This window comes from Mesorhizobium sp. W067 (genome assembly GCF_054719525.1).
In genome coordinates this window covers 6005675-6017560 of the sequence record NZ_JBTTII010000001.1, presented here as the reverse complement: position 1 = coordinate 6017560, position 11886 = coordinate 6005675, and the positions used below count along the sequence as shown (strand labels likewise).

At 64.4% G+C, this 11886-nt stretch carries 13 protein-coding genes; 7 read left to right on the top strand and 6 right to left on the bottom strand.

Annotation, left to right across the window (positions count from 1 at the left end):
- The 6 genes from ACYG97_RS29205 to ACYG97_RS29180 all read left to right on the top strand — a co-directional run.
- Positions 1-449: IclR family transcriptional regulator (locus ACYG97_RS29205; protein WP_460221622.1), on the top strand; the 449-nt coding region annotated here is incomplete at its 5' end.
- Complete coding sequence (locus ACYG97_RS29200; RefSeq protein ID WP_023686943.1) at positions 449-1732, top strand: Tm-1-like ATP-binding domain-containing protein; 1284 nt, start codon at positions 449-451, stop codon at positions 1730-1732. The genes ACYG97_RS29205 and ACYG97_RS29200, both read left to right, overlap by 1 nt.
- Complete coding sequence (locus ACYG97_RS29195; protein ID WP_023704730.1) at positions 1729-2391, top strand: HAD family hydrolase; 663 nt, start codon at positions 1729-1731, stop codon at positions 2389-2391. Before ACYG97_RS29200 ends, ACYG97_RS29195 begins: the two co-directional genes overlap by 4 nt.
- 20 nt (positions 2392-2411) lie before the next feature.
- Positions 2412-3761, top strand: a complete 1350-nt coding sequence (locus ACYG97_RS29190) for an aminotransferase class III-fold pyridoxal phosphate-dependent enzyme (RefSeq protein ID WP_023708115.1) — start codon at positions 2412-2414, stop codon at positions 3759-3761.
- A gap of 33 nt (positions 3762-3794) precedes the next feature.
- A complete protein-coding gene (locus tag ACYG97_RS29185) occupies positions 3795-5102 on the top strand; it encodes an aminotransferase class III-fold pyridoxal phosphate-dependent enzyme (RefSeq protein WP_023732267.1) in 1308 nt (435 codons plus the stop codon).
- Positions 5099-6130, top strand: a complete 1032-nt coding sequence (locus tag ACYG97_RS29180) for a phosphotransferase enzyme family protein (protein WP_023667832.1) — start codon at positions 5099-5101, stop codon at positions 6128-6130. The genes ACYG97_RS29185 and ACYG97_RS29180 overlap by 4 nt, the downstream gene beginning before the upstream one ends.
- 17 nt (positions 6131-6147) lie before the next feature.
- Here ACYG97_RS29180 and hpaH read toward each other — a convergent pair whose 3' ends face one another.
- From hpaH to ACYG97_RS29155, 5 genes are read right to left on the bottom strand one after another with little or no spacing between them, the layout of a single operon-like run.
- Positions 6148-6957: a 2-oxo-hept-4-ene-1,7-dioate hydratase gene (gene hpaH / locus ACYG97_RS29175; RefSeq protein WP_023682710.1), complete on the bottom strand. Its 810-nt coding sequence runs from the start codon at positions 6955-6957 to the stop codon at positions 6148-6150.
- On the bottom strand, positions 6951-7826 hold the full coding sequence (locus ACYG97_RS29170) for a fumarylacetoacetate hydrolase family protein (protein ID WP_023732268.1): 876 nt from the start codon (positions 7824-7826) through the stop codon (positions 6951-6953). The genes hpaH and ACYG97_RS29170 overlap by 7 nt, the downstream gene beginning before the upstream one ends.
- 29 nt (positions 7827-7855) lie before the next feature.
- Positions 7856-8836, bottom strand: a complete 981-nt coding sequence (gene hpaD, locus ACYG97_RS29165) for a 3,4-dihydroxyphenylacetate 2,3-dioxygenase (protein WP_023732269.1) — start codon at positions 8834-8836, stop codon at positions 7856-7858.
- Positions 8837-8850: 14 nt separating this feature from the next.
- Positions 8851-10368 carry a 5-carboxymethyl-2-hydroxymuconate semialdehyde dehydrogenase gene (hpaE, locus tag ACYG97_RS29160; protein WP_023732270.1) on the bottom strand — a complete coding sequence of 506 codons (1518 nt, stop codon included), beginning with the start codon at positions 10366-10368 and terminating at the stop codon, positions 8851-8853.
- Between the two features lie 11 nt (positions 10369-10379).
- Positions 10380-10766, bottom strand: a complete 387-nt coding sequence (locus ACYG97_RS29155) for a 5-carboxymethyl-2-hydroxymuconate Delta-isomerase (protein ID WP_023686935.1) — start codon at positions 10764-10766, stop codon at positions 10380-10382.
- 201 nt (positions 10767-10967) lie between these two features.
- Here ACYG97_RS29155 and hpaR point away from each other — a divergent pair, with 201 nt between their 5' ends.
- Positions 10968-11363, top strand: coding sequence for a homoprotocatechuate degradation operon regulator HpaR (gene hpaR, locus ACYG97_RS29150; RefSeq protein ID WP_023714916.1), 396 nt, complete (start codon positions 10968-10970; stop codon positions 11361-11363).
- A 10-nt stretch (positions 11364-11373) separates the two neighbouring features.
- Here the strand turns inward: hpaR and ACYG97_RS29145 are convergent, their stop codons facing one another.
- Positions 11374-11883, bottom strand: a complete 510-nt coding sequence (locus ACYG97_RS29145; protein ID WP_023692271.1) for a flavin reductase — start codon at positions 11881-11883, stop codon at positions 11374-11376.
- Positions 11884-11886: the final 3 nt, after the last annotated feature.

Genomic DNA, 11886 nt, shown 5'->3' with positions numbered 1-11886 from the left:
TCACCGTTTATGTCGAGCATTCAAGCTGGGCAAACCGGGTGAACATCGATGTCGGCCAGCTTCTGCCGCTGCATTCCACCGCCTCCGGCATCGCCTATCTCGCCTTCGCCGACAACGCGACCGTGAAAGCATGCCTGACAGGTTCGCTTGAGGCCTTCACCGATCATACCCTCGTCGAGCCGGCCGCCATTTCAAAGTCGATCGGCGAGGCGCGCGACCGCGGCTATTCGATCTGCGACCAGGGCCATGAGGACGGCGTGATCGGCGTCGCGGCTGCAATCCGCGCCGCCGATGGTCTTGCGCTGGGGACAATTGCGGTGGCAGCCCCGAAGGCCAGGACGACACCGGCTACGATCGTGGAACGAGGGCTTGCGGTTGTGACCGCGGCACGGGAGATTTCGATGCGCCTCAATGGCGAAAACCTGCAAACCCTGAGGAGGCAGGCCTGATGTCTGCAGATATGGCGACGCCCCGCATCCTGGTCATCGGCACGGGCGACACCAAGACCGACGAACTGCTGTTCATGAAAGCGTGTATCGAGGCATCCGGTGGCCGCGCCGTGATGATGGATGTCAGCGTGCTGGGCGCCCCCGCCTATAGTCCCGATCACGACAAGCATGCCGTTGCGCGGGCCGCTGGCGTGACGATGGCCGAAATCGTCTCGAGCGGCGACGAAAACACCGCCATGACATTGATGGCCGTCGGCGCCGTTCAGCTGGTGCGCCAGCTTCACCAGCGCGGCGAGATCGACGCCTTCATCGCCATCGGTGGTTCGATGGGAACCGATTTGGCGCTCGATGTCGCGCTGTGCCTGCCGCTCGGCGTGCCGAAATTCGTCGTCTCGACCATCGCCTACTCGCATCTCATTCCGCCCGAGCGCGTCGCGCCCGACCTGATGATGATCCTGTGGGCAGGCGGGCTCTACGGCCTCAACACCATCTGCAAGCTGGTCCTTTCCCAGGCCTGCGGCGCGGTGGTCGGTGCGGCGAGGATCGTGCTTGCATCCCGTGCTTCGGCCCCGGCGGTCGGACCGACCATCGGCATGACTTCGCTGGGCAGCAGTTGCCTGCGCTATATGAAGACGCTGAAGCCGGCGTTGGAGCAGCGCGGCTATGACGTCGCAGTCTTTCACACCACCGGGATGGGGGGCCGGGCCTTCGAATCGATCGCCAGCCAGGACCATTTCTGCGCGGTGTTCGACTTCAGCCTGCAGGAGATCACCAATCATCTTGCCGGTTCGGTCGTCAGCTCCGGCGCCGACCGGCTCGAGAATGCCGGCGCCCGCGGCATTCCGCAGATCGCAGCCCCTGGCGCCGTAGACATGGTCGATTTGCCGACCTGGCAGGCGCTGCCGACAAAGTTCGCGCAGCGGCCATTCCATGCTCATAACAGGTTGATCGGCTCGATCACCGTCGATGCCGCCGACCGCCGTGAAGTCGCCAGGACCATCGCCGCCAAGCTCGGTGCGTCGAAGGGGCGCTCCGCTTTCATCCTGCCCTCCGGCGGCATCCAGGAATGGGATGCGCAGGGCGAGCCGCTGTACGAACCCGAAGCCCTCGCGGCGTTCACCGATGAGATGCGCAAGGCCATTCCCGCCGGCGTCGAGTTCCACGAGATCGACGCCCACATCAACAGCGACGAGTTCGTCGGCAAGGCGCTCGAAATCTTCGACCGCTGGGTCGAGGAAGGCATCATCCCGCGCGGCATGCCGGCCAAGGGAGTGGCTGCGTGAGCGCTGTTCCTGCCCAGGCGCTCGTCCTCGATTTCGGCGGCGTCGTCACCCGGACCCTTTTCGAGACCCATGCCTTGACCGAACAGGCGCTCGGCCTCGCGCCGGGAACGCTGCAATGGCACGGGCCGTTCGACCCGGATTCAGATCCGCTGTGGCGCTCCATGCAGGCCAACGACATCAGCGAGCGCGATTATTGGCGCACCCGCACCAGCGAAGTCGGCCGGCTCGTCGGCGAGGACTGGGAGGCAATGGAGACATTCGTCCAGCGCGCACGCGGAGCCGAGCCGGAAAAGATCGTGCGGCCCGAAGCCGTCCGCGCCATCCGGACCGTGCATGCGGCGGGATTTCGCCTGGCGATCCTGTCCAACGAGCTAGATCTGTTCTATGGCGCCGGCTTCCGTCAGCGGCTGCCGCTGCTCGAGCTGTTCGACACCATCGTCGACGCCACCTATACCCGCATCCTCAAGCCCGATCCGCGCGCCTATGCCTTGGTGACCGAGGCGCTTGGCCTGCCTGCCCGCGCCTGTGTGTTCGTTGACGACCAGCAGCGCAATGTCGATGGCGGCCGTGCCGTCGGCATGCGCACCGTTCATTTCGACGTCGCGCGGCCGGCACTTTCCTATGCCGAGGCCCTCGGCCATTTCGACCTCATCTCCTGAGACATTTGCGGAGCCTTGCGATGCGCGACATCAATTTCCTCACCGAGAAAAACGCCAAGCCGATCTGGCATCCGATGGCACACCCGGCCGAGATGCGGGCCAACCCGCCAAAGGTGATCATGAAAGGCGAAGGCGTGATGGTCACCGACATCGACGGCAACACCGTGCTCGATGCGGTTGGCGGACTGTGGAACGTCAATCTCGGCTACTCCTGCGACCCGATCAAGAAGGCCATCGCCGACCAGCTCAGCGCCCTGCCCTACTATTCCGGGTTTCGCGGCACGTCGACCGGCCCGTCGATCGAGCTCGCTTACGAACTCAGCGAATGGTTCGAACCGGAAGGCATGGTGCGGACCTTCTTCACCTCGGGCGGCTCGGATTCGGTCGAAACCGCACTGCGGCTCGCCCGCCAATACTGGAAGATCCGCGGCCAGGGCGACCGGACAAAATTCCTCGCGCTGAAGAAGGGCTATCACGGCACCCATTTCGGTGGCGCGTCAGTCAACGGCAACGCCAATTTCCGCCGCAACTATGAGCCGCTTATGCCCGGCGTCTTCCACATTCCCGCACCCTGGACCTTCCGCAATCCGTTCGATGAGACCGATCCGGCGCGGCTGGCCAAACTGTGCGCCAAAGCGCTGGAGGATGAGATCGCCTTCCAGGGCGGCGACACCATTGCCGCCTTCATCATGGAGCCGGTTCTCGGCGCCGGCGGCGTCATCGTTCCGCATGACAGCTTCATGCCGCTGGTCCGCGAGATATGCGACCGCCACGAAATCCTGCTGATCGCCGACGAGGTGGTCACGGGGTTCGGTCGCACCGGCGCCTGGTCGGGTTCGCGGCTATCCGGCGTGAAGCCGGATTTCATGACCATCGCCAAGGCGATCACCTCGGGCTATTTCCCGCTCGGCGCCACCTTGATCGGCGCCAAGGTCGCCGACGTCTTCGAGGCCGACAAGACCAGCTTCGGGGCGATCGGTCATGGCTATACCTATTCCGGCCATCCTGTCGGCTGCGCGGCAGGGCTGGCTGCACTTGCCGAGACCAAGCGGCTTCGCCTGGACGAGAACGCAGCCGCGCGCGGCATCGAGCTCGCGGCGACGCTGGAGGGGCTAAAAGCCAAGCACGCGATCGTCGGCGACATCAGGTACAAGGGCCTGATGGCTGCGCTAGAGCTGGTCTCCGATCGCACGACGAAAAAGCCGGTGGACAAGAAGACCATGGCCGTGGTTTCGGAAGCCACTTATGACGCCGGCGTCATGCTGCGCGTGTCCGGCAACAACATCATCCTGTCGCCGCCGCTGATCATCGGCGCCGCCGACGTGGCAAAGATCGGCGAGGCCATCGATGCAGGTCTGTCGAGGGCCTGATAGACCCGCTGACGCAATGGAGTTTGGTACGCAATGACCCAATCTGAGAAGAACCCGAGCGAGGAAGCGCTCGTCAAGCGGCGTGCCCGCCTGCTCGGCGCGAAATCGCAATTGTTCTACGACGAGCCCGTGCACCTGGTGCGCGGCGAAGGCGTCTGGCTCTACGATGCCGACGGCCGCAAGTATCTCGATGCCTACAACAACGTCGCCCATGTCGGCCATTGCCACCCGCATGTGGTCGAGGCCTTGTGCCGTCAGGCAAGCCTGCTCAACACCCACACACGCTATCTGCACACCGCAATTCTCGACTATGTCGAGCGGCTGACGGCGACCTTCAATGCAAGCCTCGCCACCGCAATCCTGACCTGCACCGGCAGCGAGGCCAACGACATCGCGCTGCGCATGGCGCAGGCCGCCTCCGGCAATATGGGCATCATCGCCACCGACGCCACCTATCATGGCAACACGACGGCGGTTTCGCAGCTGAGCACGCGCATGCCTCCGATCCGCGGCCGCGCCCCCCATGTCAGGCTGGTGCCGGCCCCCGACAGCTATCGCCATCCCGATGCGATGGCCAATGGCAAGGCCTTTGGCGACGCCGTGCGTCAAGCGATCGCCTCGCTGGCACAGGATGGCATTGGCCTGTCTGGCATCATCTTGTGTCCGCTGCTCGCCAATGAAGGTTTCCCGGCTCTGCCCACCGGATTTTTCGACGACGCCTTGGGGGCCGTGCGCGAAGCCGGTGGTCTGGTCATCGCCGACGAAGTGCAGCCCGGCTTCGGCCGCACCGGCAGCCATTTCTGGGGCCATCAGCGCGCCGGCTTCGTCCCCGACATCGTCACCATGGGCAAGCCGATGGGCAATGGCCATCCGATCGCGGCCGTGGTCACCACCAAGGAGATACTGGCGACCTTCCGCGACGCTTTCCGCTACTTCAACACCTTTGGCGGCAACCCGGTCTCCTGCGCAGTCGCCAATGCCGTCCTCGACGTCATCGAACAGGAAAACCTTGTCGCCAACGCGCAAGACGTCGGTGCCTGTGCGCTTGGCCTGCTGCGCCCGCTGGCCGATCGGCATGAGTGCATCGGCGAGGTCAGGGGGGCCGGACTGTTCTTCGGCGCCGAGCTGGTCCACGACCGCGACACGCGCGAACCGGCGCCCGACATTGCCGAGCAGGTCGCCAATCGCATGCGCCATCGCGGCGTGCTGATGGGCAAGACCGGCATCCACGGCAATGTGCTCAAGATCCGCCCGCCCATGCCGTTCTCGCGCGACAATGCCGAGTTCCTGATCGGCCTGCTGGACGAGGTGCTGGGCCAAGTCGGCGGAGTGCCGGCGTGAATTCTGTTTCCACCCAATCCCAGCCCGAAACGGCAGCCGATGTCACGGAGCTCGCCAGGCGTGCGCTCGAACATTGGGGCGTCCGCAACTCTGAGCCGGAACTTCTGAAGCACCGCGAGAACGCCGTCTTCCGCGTGCGGCTGCCGGATGGCCAGCCGGCAGCCATGCGCATCCACCGGCTCGGCTACCACACGGACGCCGCGCTGCGTTCGGAACTGCAATGGATGGGCTTCCTGCAATCCGCCGGCGTCGCCACGCCGTCTTGCGTCGCAACACAGGCCGGCGATCCGTTCGTGCTTGTCAGAACGGCCACCTCGGCGCAGCCCCGGCAGGCCGATTGCCTGAGCTGGCTGGAGGGCCGCGCCGTGGGCGCACGCGGCGTGCCACTGGCCTACACGGCCGACCAGTCGATCCAGATCTTCACGGCGATCGGGCGGACCATCGCCCATATGCACAATGTCACTGCCTCGTGGACGCCGCCCGCGGGCTTCGTCCGCCATGCCTGGGACTTCGACGGCTTCTTCGGTGCGAACCCGGTCTGGGGCCGGTTCGAGACCTCGCCCTTTCTCGATGGTCCTCGCCGCGCGCTGGTCTTGCAGGCGCGCGACAAGGCAGTGAAGGCGCTGTCGGAACATGAGCGCAGCGCGCGCAATTTCGGCATCATCCACGCCGATCTGGTGCGCGAAAATGTGCTCATCCATGACAGCGCGGTGCGCATCATCGATTTCGACGATTGCGGCCATGGCTGGCACATGTACGACCTTGCCGTCGCCCTCTATCAGAACCGCGAGGAGGCGATCTACCCGCTGATCGAAACCGCTTTGCTTGACGGCTACCAGCAAGAGCGTGCGCTGATCCCGCAGGACATCGCCGCATTGCCTCTATTCGCCGCGTTGCGTGCCTTCGCCTTTCTTGGCTGGGTGCAAAGCCGCGTCGAAGGCGACATCACCAGGGATGTCGGCTTGCGGATGTCGACCATCGCAGCCGATGTGGTGATTGACTACCTGCGCGGCGAACAGCCCAACTGACGAGCCGATGAGAGCCGTCAGCTCTTGGCGAAATGGATGCTGACCGTTCCCGAGCTGCCGAAGTCGGCGACGATGGTATCGCCGGGCCGCGCCTCGACCGGGCGCACAAACGATCCGGACAGCACCACCTCGCCGGCCGCGATGGACATGCCGTAGCGGGCGAGCCTGTCCGCCAGCCAGGCAATGCCCATCGCCGGATGGTTGAGCACGCCGGCGCCAAGCCCGGTCTCCTCGACCTCCGCATTGCGCGAGACGATGGCGCCGATCCAGCGCATATCGGCTTCATCGGGTCGTTGCGGCCGGCCGCCGATGACAATGCCGGCATTGGCGGCGTTGTCGGAAATCGTATCGAAGAAAGTGCGCGCCTTCTTTGTCTCGGCATTGACGCGTTCGATGCGCGTGTCGAGGATTTCGAGCGCCGGCGTGATATAATCGGTGGCGTTGAGCACGTCGAAGATGGTCACGCCTGGGCCCCTCAGCGGCGCCTTCATGACGAAGGCTATCTCGGCCTCGACGCGCGGCTGGATGAAGCGGCCGACGGGTATCGTCGCGCCGTCGTTGAAGAACATGTCGTCGAACAGTACGCCCGAATCCGGCGTGTCGATGGCGAGCGCATATTGCATCGCCTTCGATGTCAGGCCGATCTTCCAGCCCTTCGGGGTCAGCCCGGCATCGGTCTTGCGTTTCACCAGCGCTGCCTGGACGCGATAGGCATCCTCCATCGTCGCGTCGGGAAAATCGAGGCTGAGCAGACGGATCTGGCGGCGCGAACGCTCGGCTTCGAACAGCCTTGCCGCGGCATCTTCAGCTTGCTCGGGGGTCACGATGCTACCTCGTCGACGACGCCGTTGCGGAGCACGCCGATGCCGTCGGCTTCGACTTCGATCACGTCGCCCGGCTTCAGCCAGATCGGCGGGTCGAAGCGGGCGCCGGCGCCGGTCGGCGTACCGGTGACGATGATATCGCCTGGCACCAGCGTGGTGAAGGTGGAGACATAGGCGATGATCTTGCGGAACGAGAAGATCATCCGGCTGGTGCGGTCCTGCTGGCGCAATTCGCCATTGACGCGGGTGGTCAGCGCGATGTCGGCAATCTGCGCCTCGTCGGTGAACGGCACCAGCCACGGACCGAGCGAGCCGGTGCGGTCGAAATTCTTGCCCTGCGTGACGTTGAACTTGGCGTGCCGTACCCAATCGCGAATGGTGCCTTCGTTGCACAGGGATAGTGCCGCGATATGGTCAAGCGCATCCCTCTCGGCGATGCGTCGTCCACCCTTGCCGATGACGATGACGATCTCGCCCTCATAGTCCAGCTGCGGCGATTCCGGCGGCCGCACCAGCGGCGCGTCGTGGCCGACGAAGGAGCGGGGGAAGCGGATGAACAGCGACGGATTGGAGGGCGCTGCCTGGCCGTCCTTGTACTCCTCGTTGCGGTCGGGATAGTTGACGCCGACGCAGACGATCTTTTCCGGGGACGGCACAGGGATTTCATAAGCGACGGCGTCGACTGGAAAATCGACGGCGTAGGCTTCGGCCTCTTCCGCCAGCCCCCGTAGCACGCCGGCCTCGATCACTTCGCGCAGCGTCGGCCACTGGCTGTGCCGCGCCGACAGGTCGACGACGCCCTTATCTGTGACCACGCCATAGCGCGTCTTGCCGCCGACAGTGAAGGTGGCGAGCCGCCCATGTGCAGTCATCCCGGTCTCCGTCAGGTTCGCGTCTGTGGTCACGGTGCGATGATCGGCGACGCCGTCAAATCCGGTTGGCGCGCGGCCGCGCCGGCAAAGATGCTACCCTCCTCGAACCAGCTTTTCGGCGCGGGCGCGCCCCACAGCGTCTGGCGCTGCGGGTCCTTGAGGTCCCACTTGATCGGCTCCAGATCCGGATCCACCGTCTGGTAGTCCGAGCAGTAGATCTCGATGCGGTGATTGTCAGGATCGCGAACATAGAGGAAGAAGGCGTTGGAAATGCCGTGCCGGCCTGGGCCGCGCTCGATGTTTGCGAGGTAACCGGTCGTCGCCATCAGGTCGAGCAGGTCGATGATGTTGAGCGGTGTCGGCACCCAGAAGGCGACGTGATGCAGGCGCGGACCCACACCGTTGGTGAAGGCGATGTCGTGGACGCCGCCCTTGCGGTGCGTCCAGGCCGCCCACAGCTTTCCGCTACTGGCATCCTCGGTGTATTCGGTGACGCGGAAGCCAAGCTCGTTGTAGAAGGCGACGGACTCGTCGACGTTGGGCGAGAAGCAGTTGAAGTGGTCGATGCGCAGCGGCTTCACGCCCTTGTAGAGCGCATATTTCTGATGAATCGGCGGCAGCCTTTCCATCTGGGCAAAGAACTCGAGCGGAATGCCGTGCGGGTCGCGGGTGCGGAAGGTGCGCGACTGGTAGGGTCGCTCGACCCACTCCACCGGCAGGCCTTTTGCCTTCAAGAAGTGCTCGGCCTTGTCGAGATCCTCATCCGAGAAAACCTTGAAGCCGAGATCGCGGGCTTCGGCGCTGCCGGCCTTCTTCAGCACGATGCAGTGGTGTCCGCGCTCTTCCAACGCCCTTAGATAGATGGCTTCCGATGTCTCGTCGGTAACCTGCAGGCCGAGCGTGTCGACATAGAAGGCGCGGGATTTCGCAAGGTCGGTGACCGCCAGTTCGACATGGCTGAGGCGCACGATGTTGAAGGCGGGATAGAGGTTTGGTTTGGGCAGTGGCATCCGATGTCCTCCGGTCAGCCGCCGAGTTTCTGGATCGCGTGCGCTGAAGTGGCGAAGGCGATGTTCTTCGTCTCCATGTAGAAATCGAAGGAATGGTCGCCGCCGTCGCGGCCGATGCCCGAATTCTTGACGCCGCCAAACGGCGTCGGCAAATGCCGCACATTCTCCGAATTGACCCAGATCATGCCGGCGTCCAGCGCATCGGTGAAGCGGAAGGCGCGGGTAACATCCGACGTCCAGAGATAGCCGGTCAGGCCGTATTGGGTGTCGTTGGCCAGCGCCAGCGCTTCGGCCTCGTCCTTGAAGGAAATGGCGGTCAGCACCGGCCCGAAAATCTCTTCCTGGGCAATGCGCATCCTGTTGGTGGCGCCGGTAAACAGCGTCGGGCTGACATAGCAGCCACCGCCCGGACCGGCGAACTTGCCGCCGCCGGCGGCTACCACCGCGCCTTCCGATTTGCCGATCTCGATATAGGACAGCACCTTTTCCTCGTGCACCGGATGGATCAGCGGACCGACCACCGTTTTGGGATCGAGCGGATGGCCAACCTTGATGCGCTTTGCCTTCTCCGCGACCAGATCCGTGAATGTGTCGTAGACCGAGGCTTCGACCAGCAGCCGCGACGATGAGGTGCAGCGTTCGCCGTTGAGCGAGTAGATCATGAACACGGCCGCATCCGCCGCACGTTCGAGATCGGCGTCGGCGAAGACGATCACCGGGTTCTTCCCGCCCAGTTCGAAATGCACGCGCTTCAGCGTATCGGCGCCCTGTTTCATGATCATCGAGCCGGTGCGGCTCTCACCGACAAAACCGATCGCCTTGATGTCAGGGTGCTCGGTCAGCGCCTTGCCGGCGTGCTCGCCGAGGCCGTTGACCAGGTTCCACACGCCTTTCGGCAGGCCGGCCTCCTCGGCGATCTCGACCAGCAGGCGAGCGGTCAGCGGCGAAAATTCGGCCGGCTTGTGGACGACGGTGCAGCCTGCCGCCAGCGCCGGCGCGATCTTCCATGTCGACAGCATGAACGGCGTGTTCCACGGCGTGATGATGCCGACCGGGCCGATCGGCACGCGCGTGTTGATGTTGACCTGGCCTGTCGTGCGCAGCGTCTCGCCGTCGCGCGCTTCCGGCGCGCGGTCGGCGAAGAAGCGGAAATTCTCGGCGCCGCGCAGCGCGGCCTTGGCCATGAATTTCAGCGCCTGGCCGGTGTCCATGCACTCGACGAAGGCGATCTCCTCGGCGCGCGCTTCGATCGCATCGGCTATCTTGTGCAGCAGCTTCTTGCGCCCGTCGCCCGGCATGGCGGCCCAGGCCGGGAACGCCGCCTTTGCCGCCTTGGCGGCGCGGTCGATATCGGCGGCGCTGCCACGCGCGACCTTGGCCAGCGGCTTGAGATCGACCGGCGACATGCTCTCGAAGGTCGAGCCATCCACCGCCGGCACCGCTTCGCCGCCGATCTGGTTCAGCACGCCGTCGCGCTTGAAACGGGCCAGATAGGCCTCGGCCTTTTTCAGATTGCCTTCGAGGTCGGACATATCAGCTTCCGTCACTTGCCGCGCAGTCGCGGGTGGATTGCATTTTTCTTCCAGCTCAGTACCGGGTCGATCTCCCTGATCTCCAGGGAAAGAGCGAAATGCGGGGTCTCGAACAGGGGGCCAAGGTATTCGCTCACCGCGGCGAAGACCGCCTCCCCGGTTCGTTTCTTGTCCTGGGCGCTGCGCCCGGTTCCAATGCGAAACGACATGTCGAGGAAAGCGTTTTCCGGCAGGCTGTCGGCGATGGCATAGGCTTCCGCGCGGAAGGCCCGCACCCGCACCGCGCCGGTTTCAAACAGCCCGGTGCCGAGCACGGTGCGCAACACCAGCGCGCACAATTCGCTCATGTCGACCTTGGCATCGAGGTTGGCCGAATACTCGATGGAAAAGTGAGGCACCGCGTCTCGTTCCCCGGATTGTTCCACTGCTGTAATTAACGCGTTAATTACATGCAGCATCCCTGAAGTCAAGACTTGCATCCAAGTTGAGGCGACGATACGGGATGGAAAGGTCAGGTTTTGGCGTGCGGTCCCGCCGACCGCCCGCATCATTGGGGACGCTGCTTCTTGCTGCCTGAAAACACCCGTCGTTCTCTGCCGATGGCGCTGCTCCATGCCCGCGAAGTGGTGATGGCGCGGTTTCGCCCTATGCTGGCGGCGCATGACGTGACCGAACAGCAATGGCGTGTGCTGCGCGTTCTGAGCGAGGCCGGCCCTGTCGAGGCGACGGAACTTGCCGATCGCGCTTCGGTGCTGCCGCCCAGCCTGACACGCATCATCAAGACGCTCGAGGGCCGAAAATTCATCACCCGCAACAGGGCGGAAGGCGATGGCCGCCGTGTCGTGCTGACGATCGCCCCGGCGGGCTCCGCCCTTATCGATGCCTTGTCGCCGGAACGCCTCGTCATCTACCGCGACATCGAACAGCGCTTCGGACATGAGAGGCTCGAGCAATTGCTCGATCTGCTGGAGAGCCTGATCGCCGGCGAGAACTGACTGCTCCCGCTCAGCCGCCAAAACTGCCAAGCCGCGTCGGCTGCGTGTAATTGCGGTCGACATAAAGCAGCGCCGAGCCGCCGCTGCCGTGCCTGACGTCGATAACCCGGCCGATCATGACATTATGCGTGCCGACTATGTGCACATCCTCGATCTCGCAATCGAAATTGACGATCGCATCGGACAGCGCCGGCGTGCCTGAGGCCAGCGTTTGCCAGCGCGCCGCCGAATAGCGTGCCTCCATGTCCCTGGTCGCGCCGGCGAACTTGCCGGCCAGGTGCATATGGTCATGCGTCAGCACGTTGACGCAGAAGCGCCGGTTGGCGAGGAACATGGCGGCCTGCGTCGAGCGGCCGTTCATGCACACCAGCAGTGTCGGCGGTTCGTCCGACACACTGCACATGGCGGTGGCGGTGAAGCCGCCGCGCCCGGCCGGACCATCTGTCGTGACGATGTTGACCGGCGCGCAGACCCTTGCCATGGCGTCGCGGAAATCGGCCTTCGAAATCTGCGTGGCCATCTG